The organism is Agrobacterium sp. CMT1 (assembly GCF_037203725.1).
Taxonomy (GTDB): Bacteria; Pseudomonadota; Alphaproteobacteria; order Rhizobiales; family Rhizobiaceae; genus Agrobacterium; species Agrobacterium pusense.
Genome location: NZ_JBBCAR010000003.1, coordinates 1 through 22,410, shown reverse-complemented (window position 1 = coordinate 22,410; position 22,410 = coordinate 1). Strand labels below are relative to the sequence as shown.

The following is a 22,410-nucleotide window of genomic DNA, read 5'->3' as shown; positions in this document are numbered from 1 at the left end:
GGGGCGTCTCAATCTGAGGCGCCAGGATTTCCGTTCGCGTTGAAGAACCGGAAACCGGCTCCCATGGTCTCCTGTGCGAATGAGCGCAGCAGATACGGGCATTTTCCGCGCGAGAATTGCGCCTGGATTACACGCGCCCATTTTATTTAAACATAATTGTTATTTTTCAGGTGTTTATACTTATTTCTTTAATCTTATTTTAAGAACTTCAGGAGTCCGGACTTCCCGGAAGCGATTCATGGCCCCGCACCGCTCCCTGCGTGACGGAGCCGATCTCCAGCCGAACGCAGAAGCCGGGATCAAGGTCGAGGAACAGCACTCTGCCCCCATGCAGCTCAGCTGCTTTCTGCACGAGATTGAGGCCAAGGCCGGCACCGGAGGAGCTGGTGTTGATGCGATGGAACGGTTCGAACACCTGCTCGCGTTCGTCAACGGGTATGCCTGGACCTTCATCGCAGACATCTATGGTTCCTGCTGCACCCACCCGGACGACAATGGCGCCCCTGCCGCCGCCGTGATCGATGGCATTGCGGATGAGGTTGACGACCGCCATCTCAATGATCGACGTCTGGACCGTCAGCAGGGCTTCTTTTTCGCCCGGCTCGAAATCGAACTCGTAACCGGCATCCATCGCAATCGGGGCAAGATCGGTCGCGATGCGTTCGACGAGAACATTCAAATCCTGCTCTTCCGCAGGCAGGTCTACCGCGCCCACCGCCTGCATTTCGAGAAGCTGGTGTGCGACGCGGGTAAGCCGGTCGATATCCGTCCGCAGCTGCCGGCTCAGCGCGTCATCGGGAAGAAGATCGGCGCGGACGCGCACGATCGCAATCGGCGTCCTCAGTTCATGGGCGGCGTCGGCCAGGAAGCGGTTGCGGCGATTATAGCCCTCGTCCAGTTTCGAGAGGGCAACATTGAAGGCATCCACCAGCGGAATGATTTCACTCGGCACCTTCGAGCGAGCGATACGGGCGGACCGGTTCTCGAAATTGATCGACTGCGCTTGGGTGACCGTTTCCATGAGGCCACTCAGTGAACGGCGGACCGCACGTGGGGTCACCAGCAATGTCGCAATACCCGTCAGCAGCAACATGGGCACCACGGCCACAAGAATGATGAACCCAATTCCCGGCAGCACGGTCAACCAACGAATGGCACCATCCGCATCCTTTTCCAGATCCAGCTGTATGTTGATCCAGATATTCACGCCATCATTCGCGAGACCTTTTTCCGTCCCGGCAATGAACTGCAGCCGTCCGGCGGGCGTATCGCGGTTCTCCATCGTGGCCCGGACTGTTTCCCCAGCCTCCAGACGCGCCCTTTCGATGCCCAAAGGAAATGTCCCCGTCACGACGGAAGTGGGGATATCTCCATATCGAAGGTCGATTCCTTCCGCGTCCCGCACCATGAACCAGAGATTGCGATAGCGCTGTTTCAGCGCCTCCAGATCGGGTGTAGCCGACACCTGTGTCCGTCCCTGCCCATCCTTTGTCACGCTTTCCGCAATGATGCGCACAGCCTCTTCATTGGCGCCTTCCAGCCTTGGATCGATGATCCAGATCCAGCCAACGAGAAGAACGACGAAGAGAACGAGCAAGAAAGCCTGCAGGACGAGACGGCGCTTCATCAGCCCCCATCGCAGGGATTGGTTGTGCTGCGAACTCATGACTTTGCCCGAATGAGATAACCGATATTGCGCACGGCTCTAATCTCCACCGTGGCTCCCGCCTGCGCCAGCTTCTTTCTGATACGGGAGATGTGGGCATCGAGCGCATTGGACTCGATCTCGTCGTCGAGCGTATAAACCGCCTCGATCAGGTTGGACCGCGTCACGATACGGTTCGGGCGCCGCATCAGGGCTTCGAGCGCCAGATATTCCCGACGCCGCAACTCGAGGATGGAGCCGGCAACGCTGACTTCATTGCTTCTTTGATCAATGCTCAAATTTCCGAAAATCGCATATCTGTCGGAAATGGAAGGGCCGCGCCTGTGAAGGGCCCTGAGGCGGGCGAGCAGTTCCTCTATCGCAAAAGGCTTGGCGAGATAGTCATCCGCGCCGGCATCCAGCCCGTCAACGCGGTGATCGACACTTCCAAGCGCCGTCAGGACAAGGATCGGTACGGAATGTTTGCTGCGGCGAAGCGCCGATACAAGGTTCAGCCCCTCACCATCGGGCAGGCGGCGATCCAGGACAAGCACATCGTAGGAGCCGTCACGCGCAAGGACATCGGCATCGCTGATGGTACTGACATGATCGGCAAGCACATCGCGCCGGCGCAAGGCTTCGAGCAGCGCCCGCGCCATTTCGGGTTCGTCCTCGAGAAGCAGGATTCGCAATGACTTTCCCCCAAAGATGAGCTCTTGCCATCCCCACCACTGATTGGTGAATATTGCAGATAGGTTGCAGCCCGGCCGCCCCTTCTTCTTGTACCATCCCAAACGGCGTAATCCGACTGGCATCGAAGGCGTTGGCCGCGCCACTTATCGCTGTCCCGAGGGTTGTCCGCGCCTGTCGAGATCGGCATGCGGGCGTCAGGCCCCGGGGCCTGGCCTGTATCCGTGCCTCGCATAAAATCGATCAAGCTCCCGTTGTTGCGGCACCTCGCCGGTATAGATGGCGATATAATCCGCAATTCTCTTCATCCGCACTGCCACATCTTCCTCGGCCTGCATGGAAATGTAGCCGATCTGCACGAGATAAGTGGTGCGGGCGCGCACATCCGCAGTATTTTCGGGATGGCCGAAACGGACGAACATGCGCGAAAGCGCCTCCATTCTCACAGCATCCGCCTTGCGAACCTCGGCAAGGATATCATCGGACTGCAGCGCCCAGCTGCGCACCGCGAATTCGAATTTGCTGTCAAAAAGCGAGGGATCCAGCCAGCAATCGAAGACGTTCAGCATCGCCTCGGCCAAGGTTTCCGCGTAGGCCTCCGATTGCCTGAGGATGCTTCCCGTATTCTTGTCGCGCCAGCGGGACAAAAGCGCCGCCAGCAACTCCTCCCGATCCTTGAAGAACCAGTAAAAGCTGGTGCGCGAGAGATTGAGCTTCTTCGCCAACGGCAAAATCTTGACGGAATCCACCCCCGATTCCAGCAGGGACTCGTAGGCGGCCTCAAGCCAACCCTCCTGCGATCCACGCCAACCGGTTTCGTTTAATGTCGCGTCCATGACAGTTGAGTACCAAATCAGTCCCTGCGCGACAAGGCGAGGCGTACACTCTTGTCTAACTTATAGACACTGGTGTTTTGTTAATTGACACATATGTACATTTTCTCTTAGCCTCGCACCATAACCCCCTTGGAGCAGGCCCATGTCGAACGATCCCCTTCTTCAACCCTATCAGCTGAAGCACCTGACGCTGCGCAACCGTATCATCGTGACGTCGCATGAGCCCGCTTATCCGGAAGACGGCATGCCGAAAGGGCGTTATCGCGCCTATACCGTTGAGCGTGCGAAAGGCGGCGTGGCGTTGACTATGACCGCAGGCTCAGCCGCCGTTTCGAAAGACAGCCCTCCCGTCTTCAACAATTTGCTCGCGTACAAGGATGAAATCGTTCCGTGGATCAGGGAAATGACCGACGCCGTCCACGAGGCGGGGTCGGCAATCATGATCCAGCTCACTCATCTTGGCCGGCGCACCCGGTGGGACAAGGGTGACTGGCTGCCGGTGCTCGCACCTTCACACCAGCGGGAAGCCGCTCATCGCGCCTTTCCGAAAAAAATCGAGGATTGGGATATTGAGCGTGTGATCAAGGATTTCGCCGACGCCGCCGAACGGATGAAGGCTGGCGGCATGGACGGGGTGGAATTGGAGGCCTATGGTCATCTCATCGATCAGTTCGTCTCCCCGCTGACCAACGAGCTGGATGGCCCCTATGGTGGCTCGCTCGAAAACCGCATGCGTTTCTGCCTCGACGTTTTCCGGGCGATACGCAGGCGCGTGGGTGAGGACTTCATCCTCGGTGTTCGTTACACCGCCGATGAATGTCTGGAGGGTGGCACCGGAAAAGCAGAAGGCCTCGAAATCTCCAGACTGCTGAAAGAAAGCGGTCTGATCGATTATCTCAACGTCATCAGGGGGCATATCGACACCGATCCCGGCCTGACCGACGTTATCCCGATTCAGGGCATGGCAAGTGCGCCGCACCTCGATTTTGCCGGGGAAATCCGTGCAGCGACACGTTTCCCGACCTTCCATGCCGCCAAAATTCAGGACGTTGCCACAGCCCGGCATGCCATCGCCACCGGCAAGGTGGACATGGTCGGCATGACCCGCGCGCACATGACCGATCCGCATATTGTGCGCAAGATCATGGAAAAGCGGGAGGACGATATCCGCCCCTGCGTCGGCGCTAATTACTGTCTCGACCGCATCTATCAGGGCGGCCTTGCCTTCTGCATTCACAATCCGGCAACCGGCCGCGAGGAAACCATGCCGCACGCCATCACCAGGGCCGCGAAAAGCCTGAAGGTGGTTATCGTCGGCGCCGGGCCGGGAGGCCTCGAAGCCGCAAGGGTCTGTGCCGAACGCGGCCATACGGTCGTGGTCTTCGAGGCAGCGAGCCATCCGGGCGGGCAGATTCGCCTCACCGCGCAGAGCGAACGCCGCCGGGAAATGACCGGCATCATCGACTGGCGCATGAGCCAGTGCGAAAAGCTCGGCGTCGTCTTCCACTTCAACAGCTGGGCGGAAGCGGACACGGTTCTCTCGCAAAAACCCGATGTGGTGATCATCGCCACAGGCGGGCTGCCGCATACCGAGGTGCTGTCTAAGGGCAACGAACTGGTCGTCTCCGCGTGGGATATTATTTCCGGAGACGTCAGGCCGGGTGCCAATGTTCTCGTCTATGACGACGCGGGAGACCATGCCGGCCTTCAGGCGGCCGAGCTCATCGCCAAGGCTGGCGGCAAGGTGGAAATCATGACACCGGATCGCTCCTTCGCCCCTGAAGTCATGGCCATGAATCTCGTTCCCTATATGCGCTCGCTGCAAAAGCTCGACGCCACATTCACCGTCACTTACCGGCTGGAAGCAGCCGAAAGAAGCGGCAACCAGATCGTCGCCCACGTCGGCAGCGACTATGGCGGCATTTCCAGACAGCGCACCGTCGACCAGATCGTCGTCAATCACGGTACAGTCCCGCTGGACGAACTGTATTTCGAACTCAAGCCCGGCTCGACAAATCTCGGGGAGGTTTCCTATGACGCCCTGCTCGCCGGAGAGGCTCAGACCGTCGCTCGCAATCCGACAGGCACATATCGGTTGTTCCGCATCGGCGATGCCGTCGCGGCGCGCAACACCCATGCGGCGATCTACGACGCCCTGCGCCTCGCAAAGGACATTTGAGGCGCGGGTCGCGTTGCGGCCCGGCCCCAGGGCGCATCGAGGGGATCATTCGATGCCGACGATGTTCACTTGTCAGGCAGGATGGCGTCTGTCGCCCGGATCATCGCACAGGCACAAGCTCGAATGGGCCAAAGTAAGATCCACTATATGGACCCCTATACGCGAGTCTAAAACTGCGTAATTGCGGCCTTTTACTATTGATTTTATCATTCTTCCTGTGTATCCCGAACGTATGGTTTTGTAACGGTCCATATCGTGGAGGCGATATACCGATACGCTCAGACTTTTGGAGGGGTCTGGCCGGTCTTGCGATGACAGATATATCCTGATGCCGGCCATGATCGTGGCTGGGGCCCGGACATTCTGCCTTGCTGACCACCATCCATTGCGAAGGTTGTTCTGCGGGAGAGGAGGCCCCAATGACCATGACCGCAAACGCGAATGACGACGTCTTTGTGCTCGACGGCGAGCTACTGCACACGGAGCCGGTAACGGGCTCCTGGTTCATGCGGCCGGTCGAGGCCATGGCAGCCATTCTTTTGGCGCTGATGATCGGCCTGCTTCTGCTCGGCGTGACATCACGTTATGCCTTGCATCTGCCGATTGTCTGGATCGATGAAACGGCATCGTTGTGCTTCCTGTGGTTTGCCATGCTGGGTGCGGCCATTGCCATCGACCGCAGCGAGCACCTGCGCCTGACGCTGTTCCTCAACATGTTTCCGCAGCGTTTTCTGGGTTACATCAATTCCTTGGCGCTGGTGCTGGTGGCGACATTTCTTGCGGCTATCATCAAGCCCGCAATCGAATACGCCATCGAGGAATGGGTCGTCACATCGGCGGCGCTGAACATTCCCATGACTTTCCGCGCCGCAGCCCTGCCATTCGGCGCCTCCCTGATGTTGCTCCTGGTCATGAACAACCTCTTCCGGAGGGAAAGGCTGCGGGACATCGTCGCTGCTATCGTCACGGTTGCGGTGGCTGCCGGCCTGCTGTTTCTGGCGTCGCCCACACTGGAATCCTTTGGCAATTTTAACCTGGCGATCTTCCTCGGTCTGTTCGTGGCGGTGTTTCTGGCGCTCGGCGTGCCCATTGCCTTCTGTTTCGGCCTTGGAACATTGTCCTATCTGACTTTCACCACCTGGGTTCCGATGATCGTTATGGTCGGGCGCATGGATGAAGGAATGTCGGGCATCATTCTGCTGTCGGTGCCGGTATTCGTGCTGCTGGGCTGCGTCCTTGACGCAACCGGCATGGGCAAGGCGATCGTCGAACTGCTGTCCTCAATGTTCGGCCACATCCGCGCGGGCATGTCCTATGTTCTGCTCGGTTCGCTGTTTCTGGTCTCGGGCATTTCCGGCTCCAAGGTTTCAGATATGGCAACGGTCGCACCTGCGCTGTTTCCGGAAATGAAGCGACGCGGCCACAAGCCCAAGGAAATGATCGCACTGCTGGCCACCGGCGCCGCCATGGCCGATACCGTTCCGCCGTCCATCGTTCTCATCGTCCTCGGTTCGGCAGCGGGCGTATCGATTGCCGGCCTGTTTACCTCCGGCTTCATGATCGCCATGGTGCTGCTTCTGGTGCTGGCGGTATTGGCACGGTGGAAAGCGCGCAACGAAAACATGGATGGCGCCAGACGCACTCCTTGGCCGCTGGTCGGCAAGGCGGCACTGGTTGCCGCACCCGCTCTGGTTCTGCCTTTCCTCATCCGCAGCCTTGTGGGCGGCGGTGTGGCAACGGCGACCGAAGTATCCACCATTGCAGTGCTCTATGCCATGATTATCGGCGCGGTGCTTTATGGCGGGATCAGCCTGAAAAAACTCTACTCCATGCTGGTGGAGACAGCGGCGCTCTCGGGCGCGATCCTGCTGATCCTCGGCTGCGCCTCCGCCATGGCCTGGGGTTTGACGCAAAGCGGTTTCGCCTTCGAATTGACCGCGATGATAACCGACCTGCCGGGCGGCTGGATGACCTACATGATCGTGTCGATCCTGATCTTCATGATCCTCGGCTGCGTGCTGGAAGGACTGCCTGCAATCGTTCTGCTCGCGCCGATCATGTTCCCCATTGCCCGCACGCTCGGCATCAACGACATCCATTATTCGATGGTCGTGGTGGTCGCCATGAATATCGGCCTGATGGCGCCGCCCATCGGCATCGGCTTCTACATTGCCTGCAAGATCGGCAATGTCTCGCCCGATGAAGCCATGGGTGCCATCTGGCCCTATCTCGCAGCCATGGTCATCGGCCTGCTGCTGATTGCCGGAATTCCGGGTCTGTCCACAATTCTGCTCTGACACCGTGGCGGGTCCGCACTCGCCATGCCGACGAACGACACATGCTTTTATTTGGGAGGAGAAAGCAATGATCATCAACAGACGTACCATGCTCGCCGGCGCCGGTTCTGCCGTTCTTGCCACCGCGTTCGTATCGCGCGCACGCGCCGCGGAATTCAGCTACAAATATGCCAATAACCTGCCGGCTGCGCACCCCATGAACGTGCGCGCCAAGGAAGCGGCCGATCGTATCGAGAAAGAAACCGACGGGCGGGTCAATATCAAGATATTCCCCAGCAGCCAGTTGGGGGCCGATACCGACATGCTGAGCCAGGTGCGTTCCGGCGGCGTTGAATTCTTCACGCTCTCGCCGCTGATCCTGTCCACGCTGGTACCAAACGCGTCCATCAGCGGCATCGGCTTTGCCTTCCCGGATTATGATTCCGTATGGGCGGCCATGGACGGCGATCTCGGCAAATATGTACGCGGTGAAATTGCCAAACAGAATCTCGTCGCCATGGATACGATCTGGGACAACGGTTTCCGCCAGATCACCAGCGCGTCGAAACCCATCACCACGCCTGCCGATCTCGAAAGTTTCAAGATCCGCGTGCCGGTGAGCCCTCTCTGGACCTCGATGTTCAAGGCCTTCAAGTCGGCTCCCGCTTCCATCAACTTCGCGGAAGTCTACACCGCGTTGCAGACCGGCGTCGTCGACGGCCAGGAAAACCCTCTGGCCATCATTTCCACCGCGAAGCTCTTCGAAGTGCAGAAGTTCTGCTCGGTTACCAATCACATGTGGGATGGTTTCTGGTTCCTCGCCAACAAGCGCGCGTGGGAGCGGCTGCCAGACGACCTGCGCACCATCGTTGCCAAGAACCTCAATCAGGCCGGCAAGGATGAACGCGCCGACGTGGCGAAGCTCAACGCCTCGGTGAAGGAAGACTTGATCAGCAAGGGCATGGCCTTCAACGATACTGACGCATCGCTCTTCCGTGCAGCCCTCAAGGAAGCCGGATTCTATTCCGAGTGGAAAAGTAAATATGGCGACGAAGCCTGGGCCATTCTTGAAAAGGCCGTTGGCGCCAGCCTGACCTGACGGGTCAGCAAATAATCGGTCCCGCCGCAAGCGGGGCCGATCCGATCACTTCTGGCTGTTTTAATGGAGACTGTTTTGACAGGTCGCCTGACGGGAAAACGCGCGCTTGTATTTGGCGCAGGATCATCGGGGCCGGGCTTTGGCAATGGCAAGGCTGCGGCCGTGCAATTTGCCCGCGAGGGCGCGTGCGTGGCCTGTGTCGACCTCTCCGCCGGCGCGGCTGAAGAAACCGCGCAGATCATCCGCGAAGAAGGTTTTGAGGCAATCGCCGTTGCCGCCGATGTCACGAAGCTGGAATCCGTATCAGCGGCAGTTGCACGAACCTGCGATGCCTTTGATGGCATCGACATCCTGCACAATAATGTCGGCGTGACGCATATGGGCGGGCCGGTGGAGCTGGATGAGGAGCGCTTTCGCGCCTCCGTCGATCTCAACATCGGCTCTGTCTATCGCACCGCCAAGGCTGTTCTGCCGGTGATGCTGAGGCAGGGCGGCGGCGCCATCGTCAATATTTCCTCACTCGCCTCGATCCGCTGGACCGGCTATCCTTATTTCGCCTATTACGCCATGAAGGCCGCGGTCAACCAGGCCACCGTGGCGCTGGCGATGCAATACGCACGGCAAGGTATTCGCGCCAATTGCGTTCTGCCGGGCATGATCGATACGCCGCTGATCTACAAGCAGATCAGCAGCCAGTACGCCTCCGTCGAGGAAATGGTGGCGGCGCGTAATGCCGCGGTGCCTGTGGGGCGCATGGGTGATGCCTTCGATATCGCCCGCGCCGCCGTTTTTCTGGCATCCGATGAAGCAAAATTTATCACGGGCATCTGCCTGCCGGTCGACGGCGGCCAAAGTTGCGCAGTGGGGGCGTTTACCTGATATGGCCACGGTGGTTGCGGCGGAAAACGATCTGACAGGGGCACGTGCCGTGGACCGGGCGCTGGCGCTGCTGTCCATGGTGGGGCGGCACGCCGAACGCGGTGTGTCGCTTTCCGGCGTCGTCGCCGAAAGCGGGTTGAACAAGCCAACGGCCCGCCGCCTGCTGCTGGCGTTGATCCGGGCAGGCCTCGTGGAACAGGACGAGGAGACACGCCGATATTATCTCGGCGAGGAAGCCTACGTGCTGGGCAGCCTGTCGTCACGCCGTTTCGGATTGTTGCAGATGGCCCAGGACGGACTGACGCGTATTTCCCGCCGTACCGAGGATTCGAGCTTCCTTTCGGTACGCCGCGATACGTTTTCGCTCTGCCTCTATCGTGAGGAAGGCACCTGGCCCGTGCGTACCCATGCGCTCCAGGCCGGTTTCGAGCACCCGCTGGGTATCGGCGCCGGATCTCTCGCCATGCTGGCCGCCCTGCCCGATGCCGAAGTGGATAGCGTCATCGCCGCCAATAGCGGCCTCATCGCCGCGAATTATCCCGGCATCACGCTCGACGGGCTACGCCGTGATGTCGAATTGACCCGGGCAAACGGCTACTCGCTCAATCCCGGCCTCATCCTTTCCAATTCATGGGGTATCGGCGTCGCAATCCGCACGCCGGATGGAGCGGTGGCGGGAGCGTTGAGCATCGCCGCCGTCGATAGCCGCATGCGGCCGGAGCGTCAGCCAGAACTGGCGGCGCTGCTGCGCGAAGAGGTGACACGTATCGAAACACGCATCGCAGAAATGATGGCCAGCCGCGCACGCACGCGCGGAGACGGCGAACCGAAGCGACAGGCAAGGAGAACGAGCAAATGAGCAAAGCGCAGATCGTCGGCTGGGCGCATTCGCCTTTCGGCAAATCGACCCTTGAAAATACCGAACAGCTGATGGCGTCAGTCGTCGCGCCGGCCATAGACCATGCGGGCATCGACGTTGGCGATATCGACGGCATTTTTGTCGGTGTGATGAACAATGGTTTCTCGAAACAGGATTTTCAGGGCGCCCTGGTGGCAATGGGTGATGAAAGACTGGCCTATACGCCCGCCGTGCGCTTCGAAAATGCCTGCGCGACGGGATCGGCCGCCCTGTACAGCGCGATGGATTTCATCGAGGCGGGGCGGGGCTGCATTGCGCTCGTCGTGGGCGCCGAAAAAATGACGGCGCTTCCCACCGCCGAGGTAGGCGACATTCTGCTCTCTGCTTGCTACCGCGCAGAAGAGGCCAATATCCCCGGCGGTTTTGCCGGCCAGTTCGGTCGCATCGCCCAGGCCTATTTCCAGCGTTATGGCGATCGCTCGGAGGAGCTTGCGATGATCGCCGCCAAGAACCACGCCAACGGCGCGGTCAATCCCTATGCCCATATGCGCAAGGATTTCGGCTTCGAATTCTGCAACACCGTGTCCGATAAGAACCCGTATGTCGCAGGCCCGCTACGCCGTACCGACTGCTCGCTGATTTCCGACGGCGCGGCGGCCATCGTTTTGGCCGACGAAGAAACCGCAGCCAGCCTCCACCGGGCGATCGGCTTTCGGGGCAGAAAACAGATCAATGACATTCTGGCGCTGAGCCGCCGCGACCCGCTGGCCTTCGAGGGCGCCCGCCGCGCATGGGCGGGCTCGCTGGAACTTGCGGGCGCTACGCTCGACGACCTTTCCTTCGTTGAAACGCACGACTGCTTCACCATAGCCGAACTTATCGAATATGAGGCCATGGGGCTTGCAAAACCAGGCGAAGGGCACCGGGTCGTCCACGAAGGCACCGCGCTGAAGACCGGCCGTTTGCCAATCAACCCTTCAGGGGGACTGAAATCGAAAGGCCACCCGGTCGGAGCGACCGGCGTTTCCATGCATGTAATGGCAGCGATGCAGTTGATGGGCGAGGCTGGAGACATGCAGATCCCCGGCGCCTCGCTTGCCGGCGTTTTCAACATGGGCGGCACCGCGGTTGCCAACTATGTTTCGATCATGGAGCGCCTGAAATGAGGACACCTGGCCCCGTGCAGCATCCTCCGGGCGGTGTCACACCATCAACCACGCGGGTGATGAACCTTTCGCATTTTCTGACGCAGGCCGCGCGCCGCAACCCGCATCATATCGGCTTCGTCTGGGGTGAAAAGACCTGGAGCTGGGCGCAAATGGAAGCCCGCGTCGACGCCATGGCGCATGCGCTGGTCAATGAATTCGGTGTCGTCAAGGGTGACCGTATTCTGGTGCAGTCTTCCAACAACAACCAGATGTTCGAATCGATGTTCGCCTGCTTCCGGGTGGGCGCGGTGTGGGTGCCGACCAATTACCGCCAATCGCCAGATGAAGTCGGCTACCTGGCGAAGGCCAGCGGCGCACGCGGCATGATCTGCGCCAGCGCTTTTCCCGAACATGCGAAAGCAAGCCGTGAAGCCGCAGCGATCGATTTCACCATCGCCATCGGTCAGGCGGAATTCGGTGAGGATTATGATGCGATTGTCGCCCGTCATCTGGGTCAGAAGGTCAAGGGCGAGGCGGTGGATCGCGACGATCCCTGCTGGTTCTTCTTCACGTCCGGCACCACCGGGCGCCCCAAGGCGGCGGTGCTGACCCACGGGCAGATGGCCTTTGTCATCACCAACCATCTCTGCGATCTGATGCCCGGCACGGGAACAGGCGACGCATCCATCGTTGTCGCTCCGCTTTCGCACGGCGCGGGTATTCACCAGCTGGTGCAGGTGGCGCACGGGGCAAAGACCGTGCTGCCGGCAGCGGAAAAACTCGATGTCCCAGCCGTTTGGGCGTTGATCGAGAAATGGCGTGTCACCAATGCCTTCACCGTGCCGACCATTCTGAAAATGCTGGTCGAAGACCCGTCCGTGGATCGTTTCGATCATTCCTCGCTGCGCTATGTCATCTATGCCGGCGCGCCGATGTATCGCGCCGACCAGAAACGGGCATTGGCAAAGCTCGGTCCGGTGCTGGTGCAATATTTCGGCCTCGGCGAAGTCACCGGTAATATCACCGTGCTTCCCCCTTCCTTCCATAGCGCAGAAGACGGTCCGGAAGCGCGGGTCGGCACCTGCGGGTTCGACCGGACAGGCATGGAGGTGCAGATCCAGAACGACGCAGGCGAAGAGGTGGAGGCGGGAGAAACCGGCGAGATCTGCGTGATCGGTCCCGCCGTCTTCGCCGGTTATTACAACAACCCCGACGCCAATGCCAAAGCCTTCCGCAACGGCTGGTTCCGCACCGGCGATCTCGGCCACCGCGATGAAAACGGCTTCGTTTACATCACCGGGCGCGCCTCCGACATGTATATTTCCGGCGGCTCGAACATCTATCCGCGCGAGATCGAAGAAAAAATTCTCATGCATCCCGATATCAGCGAGACGGCGGTTCTGGGTGTGCCAGATGCGGTGTGGGGTGAAGTGGGCGTGGCGGTCTGCGTGGCGAGAGAAGGCGCTGACATCGCCGGCATCGACCTCAGGGCCTATCTGGAAGGCAAGATGGCCCGTTACAAGCTGCCCAAAACAGTCGTGTTCTGGGATGCCATGCCAAAATCCGCCTATGGCAAGATCACCAAGAAAATGATCCGCGAAGAGCTGGAAAAGCGCGGCCAGATGCCGGTTTTCGAGGAAAAGCGGACAGGCTGACGCGCGCGGCATTCAACCGGGAGGAGAGGGTATGACACAACGGACGGCAGGGACAAAAGGGGCTGTCGCGATCACCGGCGGAGCATCCGGCATCGGTTTTTCCACCGCGCAGCTGCTGATGGCGCGCGGATGGCAACCCTGGCTGCTGGATCTCAAGCGCGAAGCGCTGGACGCGGCCTGCGAGAAGCTCGGTATCGACGCCTCGCGTGGCATCGTGTGCAACGTGGCGGATGAAGCGTCGATAGAGGAGGCATTCGCCGCATTGACGGTGAATGGCGTTGAACAGGCGGTTGATCTGGTGGCCGTCGTCAACAGCGCCGGCATCGGCATCGACAAGCTTTCCGTCGAGACCAGCGTCGAAGAATTTCGCCGCATCGTCGACGTCAATCTCGTCGGCAGCTTCGCGGTGGCTCGCGCGGCGGCGCGTTACTGGCTGGACCGTGAGATTCCCGGCTCCATCGTCAACATCAGCTCGGTTTCCGGCATGTGTGGCAACCGGGGCCGCAGCGCCTATGGTGCCTCGAAAGGCGGCGTCAATCTCCTGACGATGGTGATGGCGAACGAGCTCGGACAATCGGGCATCCGCGTCAATGCAATTGCACCCGGCCCGGTCGATACACCACTGACCCAGGCGGTCCATACCGAGAATGTTCGCGATCAGTGGCATAGCCGTGTTCCCATGCACCGCTATGGCAGAACCGATGAAATCGCCTCTGCCGTGGCGTTTCTGGTGTCGGATGATGCGAGCTACGTCAATGGTCAGGTTCTTGCCGTGGATGGCGGCTTCATCACCGCAGGGCTGGCGGTATGACGCCGATGGCACAGGCAGCGCTTCCGCGCAGCATCGTCCACCCCGGGCCGGAGACACCCGAGCGCTTTCGCGCCATCGGCTGCCGTGTCCATCCTGTCACGTTAACCGTCCGGGCCGGCATGTGCGTTAACGAAGCGATTGCCGCTGCCTTTGCGGAACGGGGTTTCGAAGGTGGCTACATCAGGCTGAAAAACGTGCCGATGAAGCGGCTGGAATACGTTATGCCCGCGGCCGCTCCTGATGCCTCCCATGCGGCCTGGTACAGCGAAACCTTTTCCATGCCTGAGGGCACGATCATCGATGCCGGCCTTCATATGGGACGGCGCGATGGCCAGCCGTTTCTGCACTGCCATGGTTCGTGGAAAAGTGCTCAGGGCGTCGTCTCCATGGGACATCTGCTTCCCTTCGAAGCCGAATTTGCCCAAGAAATACAATTTGAGGCGCTGGCGCTTGACGGAGCGATCCTCGACGCTCGGCAGGATGAGGAAACGAATTTTCCGCTTTTCACACCCATCCCCCGGCCGCATAGGCATCAGGATGCGGGACTGAGGGCGCTTTTATGCACTGTTCGGCCTAACACCGACATCTGCCTCGCCCTAGAAGCGGCCTGCACGGAATTCGGCCTGCCGGAAGCCGATGTCAATGGCATTGGAAGCCTTATTGGCGCGGACTACGATGACGGAACGACCATTACCGCCTACGCCAGCGAAATCCTTATCCGCGCAGGCCATATCAGCTCCGACAGTGAACGCACGGCGCTGGATATTGCGATGGTCGACCTCACCCGCCACATCAGCGGCGGGCGGTTGGTGCGCGGCAAAAACCCCGTTTGCGTCACCTTCGAACTTCTTCTGACGGAGAAACGTGAGGCCGCAGCTTGAGCGGCGCAGGGACGTTTGGCGACACGGCGCCCCTGCTCGTCCCATCTTGTTCACGCCGCTTGCGATTTTTCCGTCGGCAGCCATTCCTCCAGCGTCACCTCGAAAGTCATGCAGACAGGGTTGGCGCCTGCGATGAAGGGGCCGCCGTAAACCGCACCCTCCGTATCGGCCACAACGCCGGTCAGCGCGGCGCGCAACGAGCCATCAGGCTGGGCACGTACCTCGCCGGCTATCGAAACGATTTCAACGGCGGGGCCGCTTATCTGCAGAAAATCGCCGCTGCGGGTGCCGAGGCACGCATCCACCAGGCTGCCCAGCGCGCCGCGCACGAAGGCATTGCGGAAGCCCTCGGCCAGGCACAGTTTCTCGACGCCGAGCACAAGATCTTCATTGGGGGCTATGCGGGCATAGGCCACGCGTCCCATGGAACCGGATTCGACAATATCATGCATGTTCATCGGCGCGCTCCATGCGATTTTTCGGTTGAAGAAGGGGAATATTCGTTTCTGGATCGAAAGACTGTTGCAACAGAAAACTGTCGAGCGAGGTCACAAGCGCGGAAATGCCACCCTCGCCGACAATGCAGGATTCTGTCAGCAAATGACCGCCCCTGACCAAACCCGCCGCGGTTCGCATGGCGGCATGGCAATGCACGATCGGCTCGCCCTTCATGCTGCGCCCGAGCGTGGCGTTGCCGAAGATGAGCCACGCCGCACCGGCGTCGATGGGCTTCGTATAAGCGATGACGGCGTTGCCGGATGGATCAGGCGGAGCAACGCAATAGGACAATCCATCGAAGTGCCCTCCGAGTATGGTCAGGGAGGCGCTTTCAATGCCTTCCCCCGCAAGCGGCTGAACGATGCCGTCGTAAAGGCTGCGCCCCGGCTTGATGAACAGCCGGACATGGCGCGCCGAGGGCGAGCGCAGGCTGTTGATGCGCACAGGCGCGGAAATACCGGGATGGATCAACGTCCTGGGTCTTGGAAAATGCTGCTGCGATATCGGTGCCATGCCCGCTCCTCCCTGCTGCCTGTACCATGCAGTACGGTACTAAAAAACCAGCCGAAGGTGCTTTCGAATGGCGCAGCCAAAGCATCGAAACCAAGACACTTCTTTCGCACGCCGACTGATCGGCGACAGATTTTTTTGCTGCATGTTTGGGAGAGACCGGCATGACGAAGCCGCTCGACAGGATCGACCGCAAAATACTCCGCGCCCTGCTGGAAAACGGCAGGCTGAGCAATACGGAACTATCCGAGAAGGTGGGACTTTCACCCAGCCCCTGTTGGCAGCGAGTCAAGCGGCTGGAAGAGGAAGGTGTCATCCGCGGCTATACGGCAATTCTCGATCAGGCGCAGCTAGGCTTCACCGAGACGGTAATCATCGAGGTCATGCTGGAGCGTCACGATGATGAGGTTCTGGAACGCTTCGGCGAAGCCATGGCGGCTCTTCCAGAGGTGCTGGAAGCTTATCTGACCACCGGCGAATATGATTATCTCATCAAGGTCGCGGTGGCGGGAACCGCAGGTTGCGAGCAATTTCTGCGCCGCAAGCTCTACAAGATCGAGGGCGTGCGCCATTCGCGCTCCTGCTTTGCACTCAAATGTCTCAAGCACACCTTGTCGGTCGTGCCCGATACCGAGCCTCCGTCTCGTCCGACCTGAAAACACTTGTAGGTCGGATAAGCGCCCGTTGCATTACCCGTGATGCAACGGGCACTTTTAAGCTCCTGCCCGCGGCCCCGCACCATGGGTAAGCGACCCTTTCGGTAACAGCTTCATGACGAAACTCGCCACGGACGATTTCTCGTGCAATGCGGATGCAGGGCTGGGATGAAGAAGCTTGCGACGGTGGGCCTTCCGCAGCTCTCCGTCCGGCACCCCAACATCCCGCCCTATTTTAGTGGCCGCCCTTGGTGGACGGGGCCGGCGTGTTGAGCAACTGCTGCTCCCAGAGATAGGCGATGCCGCTGCCGCCGAAGTGCTGGATGAGAATTTCGGTCAGCTCCTCAACATGCTCGGTGCGGGCCCAATCGCGTTGCCACTCACCCGCAAGCGCCATTACCGTCATCACATTTGCGCCGGCCGCGATCATGCGCTGGATGGCAACTTCATGAGATTCCTTCGAAATCCCGCCGGATGCGTCGGTGATCACGGTCACGTCCCAGCCTTCGCCAGCGGCCTGGATCACGGGCATTGCAACGCAGACTTCGGTCCACAGTCCGGCAATGATCAGCTGCTTGCGGCCGGTCGCCTTGACAACGTTCACTACATTCTCGTCCTGCCAGGTGTTCACCCAGGTGCGATCGATGACTTGCTGATCAGCAAACACGTCGGTGATCTGCTTGAAGAGAAGTCCGCCGCGTGCCGCAATTACGCTGGTGAGGACAGTCGGAACATCGAAGGCTTTGGCCAGCTTCGCCAGCGCCGTTGTGAGATTGACCACAGCCTGCGGATCATGGCTGTTCAGGTTTGCGAGCTGATAGGGCTGATGATCAATCAGAACGAGGACGGAATCTTCGGGGCGGAGAAGTGAATCAAGGCCGTTACGAAAGGTCATGGGTTCATCCTGTGTTGGCGGTTTATCGAGGCGCTTGCGCAAGGGACCTACATCCCTTCGGGCGTTGCCGCGGGAGGAACTTGTCATTCCTGTTTATGATGCGGTAGTCCTTGTCAGCGTTGAGCTGTGTTGCAGAATGGGGAACGCAGAGTGGATATCGAAGACATCAGGACATTTGTCGAAGTTGCAGATGCGGGAGGTGTCTCTTCGGCCGCAGTGCGGCTCGGCATCTCCAAGTCCATGGTCAGCAGGCGGCTGGCGCGGCTTGAGGCTGAACTTGGCGTTCAGCTTCTGGCCAGGTCCACGCGCGGCGCTTCCCTGACGGAGGCGGGCGCCACCTTCCGGGACTATGCCGCCAGGATTTCAGCCGACATCGATATGGCGCGGGAGACGATTCTTCCGGCTGGTGAGCTTCGCGGGCGTCTGCGGATTGCAGCGCCGCTCTCTTTCGGCCCAACGCATTTCGCGCTCGTGATTGCGCAAATGGCGCGCCGCTATCCCCAGCTTCAGATCCAGACCTGCTACACTGATCGTTTCGTGGATCTGATCGCCGAAGGATATGATTGCGCGATCCGGGTCGGGAACCTTCCGGATTCAAGCCTCGTCGCCAGACGCGTCGGTCCGCTCTATGGAATTTTTGTTGCCAGCCCGGATTACATCAAGGTCCACGGCTCGCCGCAAACACCCGAAGAACTTGTGGCTCATCAGGCTCTCATGCAAGGCACGGAAACCTGGCAGGTGATGGACGGAGACAGGGTGATAACCGTTCGTCCGCAGGGACAGTTCAAGGCCGATAACGGAGTTGCTCTTGCTGTCGCCGCGGCGGCCGGATTGGGAGTCGCCGTGCTGCCTTACGACCTCGTCAAAAATTATCTGGCTGCGGGCGAGCTGGTGGAAGTGATGAAAGGTCATCCTCCACCCCCGGCCGGGATATATGTCGTCCGGCCGCCGGGTCAGCATCCCGCAAGAAAAGTCCGGGTGCTGACCGAAATGCTGATCGAGTGCTTCGGCAGTGGGAAGGGCTCAAGCGCCTGACCGCATGAATGGGTGGCAGCAACCTCAAGGTGTCATCACGACGCGGCCAAGCGGCTTGGCTCTCTCCGCATATTCATGTGCCATCGAGGCGTCGCTCAACGGAAACACGCGATCGATCACGACCTCCATGCGTCCCTCGGCCACGGCCTTGAGAAGCTGGATGACAGTTCCGTATACCGCCGGCCTCTCGAAGAGCGGCCCCATGAAGACACCGTGCAGCGTTTGATTGTTCTGCATCGGCGGCCAGAGGTCGGCATGGAGGCTGCCGCCACCTGCATTCCCGACGAACACGAGGCGACCCTCGGGCGCGAGAGCGGATAAGGACGCTTGCAAAGTCGAACCGACAGGATCGATGACGAGGTCAGCCCCCATGCCACCGGTCAGCCGGAGAACCTCCTCAACGACATCCTTTTCCAGCCGATCGATGACATGTGATGCGCCGAGGCCGCGCAGGCGTGCCTGTCTTTCACTACCACCTGCCGCAGCAATGACGGTCGCGCCGGCGTCACGCGCCAATTGGACGGCAGCCAAACCCACGCCGCCGGCGGCAGCCTGTATCAGAACTGTGTCTGCCTTTTGCAAGCCGCCTTTGGTGATCAGACAATGATGAGCCGTGCCGAACGAAATCGGCAGGGCCGCGGCCTGTGCCATTCCCACGCCCTCCGGCACAAGCCATGTGCGCGAGGCCGGGACGGACCAGAGTTCCGCATGGGACCCCTGCATATCGAATGCAGCCACCCTTTCGCCGACCGCCCGGTCGCGGACATTTTTACCAACGGAAATCACGGTCCCTGCAGCGGCATAGCCGACAATCCACGGGGATTGCTGTGGTGTCGACCGGCGATTGATCAGATCGCCGCCTTCAATGGAAATCGCCTCGACGGCAATAAGCACATCATCCGGCCCGCAAACCGGATCGGGCACATCAGCATATCTCAAAACTGTCGGAGGACCGGGGTTGTCGTAAACTGCGGCTTTCATGTATTTTTCCTTGGCTGGCAGGGAGCATGATGCGACGCTATTTTTTCGCTTCGCGGTTCGAACGAATGGATGTGCAGACTGCGCCGATTTTTCAACAGAGATCGGTTACCGATCGGTGCCCCGTCCGATTTTCATCGAGCGAAGCACCGGCTGCAGTGCGCTTTCACGCAAGCGCGCCGCCGTCGACGGTAAGGATCGTCCCTGTGATCTGCCGGGCGGCAGGCGTTGCGAGAAAAGCGACGGCGGCCGCGACATCTTCCGGCTGATTGAAGCGGCCAAGCGCGCTCAGGCTGCGCTGGTAGTCCGCTGATTCTCCCGTCTCGGGATTCGAATCGGTGTTCGTCGATCCCGGCTGAACCAGATTGACCGTTATGTCCCGAGCACCCAATTCTCGCGCAAGTCCGCGATTGAATGCCTGAAGCGCACTCTTGGTCATATAATAGACCGTACCGGGCACGCCGACGATGCGATCCGCGCCCGCTGAGCCGATATTTATGATCCGGCCACCTTCCTTGAGGTGTGGAATGGCTGCCTTGGACGCCAGAACAGGCCCACGGACGTTAACCGCCAACAACGCGTCAAGATCCTCGACTGCGAAATCGGCAATATTATTGTATCGTCCTATCGCGGCATTGTTGACGAGAATGTCGAGGCCGCCCAGAGCCCGGACCGTCTCGTCCACGGCGTGTTGTATTGCGGCCGGATCGGCGCTGTCAGCCTGGATCGCGACGGCCGTGCCCCCCGCGGCCTGAATCGCCCGAACGAGTTGCGCGGCGCTCTCGGCTGACCGCTCATAGGTTATTGCTACATTCGCTCCCTTCCCAGAAAGAGCGCGCGCAATTGCTGCGCCTATGCCACGCGAACCACCCGTTACCAGAGCGTTCTTTCCAGCCAGTTCCTGCATAATCCGGACCCTTTCAATCTCATGTCGCCCCGATGCGCGGTCCCGAGGTATGTTCCACCTGATTACCGGGGATCGTGGCAGCTCAATTCGTTAAGCCTGAAGATAGGCGGGCACGGCGAAAGCTACATGCCCGATCTTCCCAGAGACTTGCCTGATCCTTCCAAATCACTACATGCCTGAGATGATGGCCGGCTCTGTGAAACCAATCACCCAACTGCTGAAGGACGTTGCTCCCTTTGTTGAGCGTCAGGGGGGAACCGTCGCCATCCCGACCCCTGTCCCGCGCCTGACGCTATGGACAAGTACACGCACCACGCCACCCACACCGGCGGTGTTCGAGCCTATGTTCTACGCCGTTCTACGGGGCACGAAGGTTTTGACCATGGGCGCCAATCGTTTCGAACTGCTGGCGAGCGACTGCGCGACATCGTCCTTCGGCCTGCCCTATGTCCACCAGCTGACTGACGCGACGCCAGAGCTTCCCTACATCGGCATAAGCCTTCATCTCGATATCGGAATGCTCACGCGTGTCGTGCTCGACATGCCCAAGCATGAGGATCGCTGGACATGTGCGGTCGCATCAGACAATCTGAACGGACCTGTCGGCGATGCATTTGTTCGCCTTGTCGGACTTCTGGCCACGCCCGATGACGTCGGTGCGCTCGCGCCACACTACGAGTTCGAGCTCTATTATCGGTTGCTGCAAAGCTCGATGGGCGATACGCTTCGGCAGGTCGGACGGCGAAACGACCGGTTCCAGCAACTCAAGACGGCGGCCGACTGGCTTGCCACCAATCACAACGAACCGATTGTCATTCCCGAGCTGGCGGCCTCGTCCGGCATGAGCGTCACCTCTTTTCACCGGCACTTCAAGGCTGTCACGGGATTTAGCCCCCTGGCCTTCCAGCGTCATATACGCCTGCTGGAAGCCCGAAAGCTTCTCGCCTCCGGAAGCACCAATGTCTCCCGCGTGGCGTATGACGTGGGCTATGCAAGCCCTTCGCAATTCAGTCGGGAGTATAAGAGCATGTTTGGCACAGCGCCCGTCGCCGACCTGCAGCGCTGAACTCTTCCGGGGACGGCAGGCCAAAGCCTTCCGCAAGCAATAATCGTAAAACGGAACACTGAAGACCTATTCCGGTTATTCCCTCGGCGTGTTGATGATCAACGCTGCCATCCTGAATGAAGATTTTCGGCGTTATCGCCAGACAAGAAGCTTCTCGGCGGAGTGCACAAGCACGTGCTGCGGTTCAAACCGGCTCCACACACGGCAAAACCTTTAAGGAGACAATGTATGGTCATTCATAAATTCGCCATTGCTGATGCAGCATTTGAACGCTCGCCAGGACAAGACGGTGACATTTTCACCGCCAACCTCCTCGATCAGCGCCATGGCGGGCCGGTCACTATCGGATTCGGGCGTTATGGACCAAACCAGATTCTCGAAGAAACAATGGCCGTACACGACACGATGGTCATCCTGGAAGGAAGTATTACCGTTTCCGATAGCCACAAGACGGTGATGGCAGGTCCGGGAGAGATCATCGCCATGCAGAAAGGCGACAGGGTTACGATCCGGTCTCACGAAGTAGGAGCGTTGACTGCTTATGTGACCTATCCTCATTGGCAGCAGCCGTAGACGTGATCGGCACAGGCAAGCACGGCTTCGGGCCAGGGTGCATCCGAGACTTTGTGAAGCCGGGTTGTTTTCGGAGTGTTCGACTGTGTTTGGGTGCGCCCACTTGCGCGCGTGCTCGGGGCTGGATTTGTGCTATCGTTGAGCTATGCCCAAAACGCAAGAAAGCCTTCTTTTGGGAGAGGGCTTTCGTGTTTGCTTTCTTCGTAATTTTGGTTGCGGGGGCAGGATTTGAACCTGCGGCCTTCAGGTTATGAGCCTGACGAGCTACCGGGCTGCTCCACCCCGCGTCCAGCGCATTCGGCAAGGCCGAATGTCGCGGTTACGTCGTTGCTTT

At 59.7% G+C, this 22,410-nt stretch carries 21 protein-coding genes and 1 tRNA gene; 13 read left to right on the top strand and 9 right to left on the bottom strand.

Going from position 1 to position 22,410, the window contains the following annotated elements; genetic code table 11:
* Window positions 1-208 precede the first annotated feature (208 nt).
* The 3 genes from WA845_RS05125 to WA845_RS05115 form a co-directional block, all read right to left on the bottom strand.
* Complete coding sequence (locus tag WA845_RS05125) at window positions 209-1,627, bottom strand: sensor histidine kinase (protein ID WP_443111964.1); 1,419 nt, start codon at window positions 1,625-1,627, stop codon at window positions 209-211.
* A gap of 35 nt (window positions 1,628-1,662) precedes the next feature.
* Entirely contained in the window at window positions 1,663-2,337 is a 675-nt protein-coding gene (locus tag WA845_RS05120) for a response regulator transcription factor (RefSeq protein ID WP_022556873.1), read from the bottom strand.
* A gap of 195 nt (window positions 2,338-2,532) precedes the next feature.
* Window positions 2,533-3,171 (bottom strand): TetR/AcrR family transcriptional regulator, encoded by a 639-nt coding sequence (locus WA845_RS05115; RefSeq protein WP_006698730.1) that lies wholly within the window; start codon window positions 3,169-3,171, stop codon window positions 2,533-2,535.
* Window positions 3,172-3,313: 142 nt separating this feature from the next.
* On the opposite strand from WA845_RS05115, the gene WA845_RS05110 reads away from it, so the two are divergent.
* The 9 genes from WA845_RS05110 to WA845_RS05070 all read left to right on the top strand — a co-directional run bounded on the left by WA845_RS05110 (window position 3,314) and on the right by WA845_RS05070 (window position 14,958).
* Entirely contained in the window at window positions 3,314-5,350 is a 2,037-nt protein-coding gene (locus WA845_RS05110) for an NADH:flavin oxidoreductase (protein ID WP_309777909.1), read from the top strand.
* A gap of 419 nt (window positions 5,351-5,769) precedes the next feature.
* A complete protein-coding gene (locus tag WA845_RS05105; RefSeq protein WP_004443556.1) occupies window positions 5,770-7,647 on the top strand; it encodes a TRAP transporter large permease in 1,878 nt (625 codons plus the stop codon).
* Window positions 7,648-7,714: 67 nt separating this feature from the next.
* A complete protein-coding gene (locus tag WA845_RS05100; protein WP_004443559.1) occupies window positions 7,715-8,725 on the top strand; it encodes a TRAP transporter substrate-binding protein in 1,011 nt (336 codons plus the stop codon).
* A gap of 75 nt (window positions 8,726-8,800) precedes the next feature.
* Window positions 8,801-9,604 (top strand): SDR family NAD(P)-dependent oxidoreductase, encoded by an 804-nt coding sequence (locus WA845_RS05095; protein WP_162719315.1) that lies wholly within the window; start codon window positions 8,801-8,803, stop codon window positions 9,602-9,604.
* Window position 9,605: 1 nt separating this feature from the next.
* Window positions 9,606-10,463, top strand: a complete 858-nt coding sequence (locus WA845_RS05090; protein WP_037091933.1) for an IclR family transcriptional regulator — start codon at window positions 9,606-9,608, stop codon at window positions 10,461-10,463.
* Window positions 10,460-11,629 carry a thiolase domain-containing protein gene (locus WA845_RS05085; protein WP_112556981.1) on the top strand — a complete coding sequence of 390 codons (1,170 nt, stop codon included), beginning with the start codon at window positions 10,460-10,462 and terminating at the stop codon, window positions 11,627-11,629. The genes WA845_RS05090 and WA845_RS05085 overlap by 4 nt, the downstream gene beginning before the upstream one ends.
* A complete protein-coding gene (locus tag WA845_RS05080; protein WP_112556983.1) occupies window positions 11,626-13,266 on the top strand; it encodes an acyl-CoA synthetase in 1,641 nt (546 codons plus the stop codon). The genes WA845_RS05085 and WA845_RS05080 overlap by 4 nt, the downstream gene beginning before the upstream one ends.
* A gap of 31 nt (window positions 13,267-13,297) precedes the next feature.
* Complete coding sequence (locus tag WA845_RS05075) at window positions 13,298-14,077, top strand: SDR family NAD(P)-dependent oxidoreductase (protein WP_004443568.1); 780 nt, start codon at window positions 13,298-13,300, stop codon at window positions 14,075-14,077.
* Window positions 14,074-14,958 carry a DUF296 domain-containing protein gene (locus WA845_RS05070; RefSeq protein ID WP_337322217.1) on the top strand — a complete coding sequence of 295 codons (885 nt, stop codon included), beginning with the start codon at window positions 14,074-14,076 and terminating at the stop codon, window positions 14,956-14,958. Before WA845_RS05075 ends, WA845_RS05070 begins: the two co-directional genes overlap by 4 nt.
* 50 nt (window positions 14,959-15,008) lie before the next feature.
* On the opposite strand, the gene WA845_RS05065 is transcribed toward WA845_RS05070, so the two are convergent.
* The gene (locus tag WA845_RS05065; protein WP_004443574.1) at window positions 15,009-15,416 is read right to left on the bottom strand and encodes a PPC domain-containing DNA-binding protein; all 408 of its coding nucleotides are present in this window, start codon (window positions 15,414-15,416) and stop codon (window positions 15,009-15,011) included.
* Entirely contained in the window at window positions 15,403-15,969 is a 567-nt protein-coding gene (locus WA845_RS05060) for a hypothetical protein (RefSeq protein WP_004443577.1), read from the bottom strand. Before WA845_RS05060 ends, WA845_RS05065 begins: the two co-directional genes overlap by 14 nt.
* 161 nt (window positions 15,970-16,130) lie before the next feature.
* Here WA845_RS05060 and WA845_RS05055 point away from each other — a divergent pair, with 161 nt between their 5' ends.
* The gene (locus WA845_RS05055) at window positions 16,131-16,622 is read left to right on the top strand and encodes a winged helix-turn-helix transcriptional regulator (RefSeq protein WP_112556985.1); all 492 of its coding nucleotides are present in this window, start codon (window positions 16,131-16,133) and stop codon (window positions 16,620-16,622) included.
* A 235-nt stretch (window positions 16,623-16,857) separates the two neighbouring features.
* On the opposite strand, the gene WA845_RS05050 is transcribed toward WA845_RS05055, so the two are convergent.
* Window positions 16,858-17,517, bottom strand: a complete 660-nt coding sequence (locus WA845_RS05050) for a hydrolase (RefSeq protein WP_112556987.1) — start codon at window positions 17,515-17,517, stop codon at window positions 16,858-16,860.
* A 150-nt stretch (window positions 17,518-17,667) separates the two neighbouring features.
* On the opposite strand from WA845_RS05050, the gene WA845_RS05045 reads away from it, so the two are divergent.
* Window positions 17,668-18,552: a LysR family transcriptional regulator gene (locus WA845_RS05045; protein WP_004443585.1), complete on the top strand. Its 885-nt coding sequence runs from the start codon at window positions 17,668-17,670 to the stop codon at window positions 18,550-18,552.
* A gap of 24 nt (window positions 18,553-18,576) precedes the next feature.
* Here WA845_RS05045 and WA845_RS05040 read toward each other — a convergent pair whose 3' ends face one another.
* Both WA845_RS05040 and WA845_RS05035 read right to left on the bottom strand, forming a co-directional pair.
* A complete protein-coding gene (locus WA845_RS05040; RefSeq protein WP_112556989.1) occupies window positions 18,577-19,533 on the bottom strand; it encodes a quinone oxidoreductase family protein in 957 nt (318 codons plus the stop codon).
* A 163-nt stretch (window positions 19,534-19,696) separates the two neighbouring features.
* Window positions 19,697-20,437 carry an SDR family NAD(P)-dependent oxidoreductase gene (locus tag WA845_RS05035; protein WP_077987219.1) on the bottom strand — a complete coding sequence of 247 codons (741 nt, stop codon included), beginning with the start codon at window positions 20,435-20,437 and terminating at the stop codon, window positions 19,697-19,699.
* Window positions 20,438-20,633: 196 nt separating this feature from the next.
* Between WA845_RS05035 and WA845_RS05030 the strand changes: the two genes are divergently transcribed.
* Both WA845_RS05030 and WA845_RS05025 read left to right on the top strand, forming a co-directional pair.
* Window positions 20,634-21,503: an AraC family transcriptional regulator gene (locus WA845_RS05030; RefSeq protein ID WP_337322216.1), complete on the top strand. Its 870-nt coding sequence runs from the start codon at window positions 20,634-20,636 to the stop codon at window positions 21,501-21,503.
* 228 nt (window positions 21,504-21,731) lie between these two features.
* Entirely contained in the window at window positions 21,732-22,076 is a 345-nt protein-coding gene (locus WA845_RS05025; protein WP_112556991.1) for an ethanolamine utilization protein, read from the top strand.
* A 210-nt stretch (window positions 22,077-22,286) separates the two neighbouring features.
* Here the strand turns inward: WA845_RS05025 and WA845_RS05020 are convergent.
* Window positions 22,287-22,363 (bottom strand) — tRNA-Met (locus WA845_RS05020).
* Window positions 22,364-22,410 lie beyond the last annotated feature (47 nt).

What these genes read in the sequence shown, in the direction of transcription:
- WA845_RS05125 (WP_443111964.1), bottom strand. Translation starts at nt 1,627, where the DNA reads ATGAAGCGCCGTCTCGTCCTGCAGGCTTTCTTGCTCGTTCTCTTCGTC.
- WA845_RS05115 (WP_006698730.1), bottom strand. Translation starts at nt 3,171, where the DNA reads ATGGACGCGACATTAAACGAAACCGGTTGGCGTGGATCGCAGGAGGGT.
- WA845_RS05110 (WP_309777909.1), top strand. Translation starts at nt 3,314, where the DNA reads ATGTCGAACGATCCCCTTCTTCAACCCTATCAGCTGAAGCACCTGACG.
- WA845_RS05105 (WP_004443556.1), top strand. Translation starts at nt 5,770, where the DNA reads ATGACCATGACCGCAAACGCGAATGACGACGTCTTTGTGCTCGACGGC.
- WA845_RS05100 (WP_004443559.1), top strand. Translation starts at nt 7,715, where the DNA reads ATGATCATCAACAGACGTACCATGCTCGCCGGCGCCGGTTCTGCCGTT.
- WA845_RS05090 (WP_037091933.1), top strand. Translation starts at nt 9,606, where the DNA reads ATGGCCACGGTGGTTGCGGCGGAAAACGATCTGACAGGGGCACGTGCC.
- WA845_RS05085 (WP_112556981.1), top strand. Translation starts at nt 10,460, where the DNA reads ATGAGCAAAGCGCAGATCGTCGGCTGGGCGCATTCGCCTTTCGGCAAA.
- WA845_RS05080 (WP_112556983.1), top strand. Translation starts at nt 11,626, where the DNA reads ATGAGGACACCTGGCCCCGTGCAGCATCCTCCGGGCGGTGTCACACCA.
- WA845_RS05075 (WP_004443568.1), top strand. Translation starts at nt 13,298, where the DNA reads ATGACACAACGGACGGCAGGGACAAAAGGGGCTGTCGCGATCACCGGC.
- WA845_RS05070 (WP_337322217.1), top strand. Translation starts at nt 14,074, where the DNA reads ATGACGCCGATGGCACAGGCAGCGCTTCCGCGCAGCATCGTCCACCCC.
- WA845_RS05065 (WP_004443574.1), bottom strand. Translation starts at nt 15,416, where the DNA reads ATGAACATGCATGATATTGTCGAATCCGGTTCCATGGGACGCGTGGCC.
- WA845_RS05060 (WP_004443577.1), bottom strand. Translation starts at nt 15,969, where the DNA reads ATGGCACCGATATCGCAGCAGCATTTTCCAAGACCCAGGACGTTGATC.
- WA845_RS05055 (WP_112556985.1), top strand. Translation starts at nt 16,131, where the DNA reads ATGACGAAGCCGCTCGACAGGATCGACCGCAAAATACTCCGCGCCCTG.
- WA845_RS05050 (WP_112556987.1), bottom strand. Translation starts at nt 17,517, where the DNA reads ATGACCTTTCGTAACGGCCTTGATTCACTTCTCCGCCCCGAAGATTCC.
- WA845_RS05040 (WP_112556989.1), bottom strand. Translation starts at nt 19,533, where the DNA reads ATGAAAGCCGCAGTTTACGACAACCCCGGTCCTCCGACAGTTTTGAGA.
- WA845_RS05035 (WP_077987219.1), bottom strand. Translation starts at nt 20,437, where the DNA reads ATGCAGGAACTGGCTGGAAAGAACGCTCTGGTAACGGGTGGTTCGCGT.
- WA845_RS05025 (WP_112556991.1), top strand. Translation starts at nt 21,732, where the DNA reads ATGGTCATTCATAAATTCGCCATTGCTGATGCAGCATTTGAACGCTCG.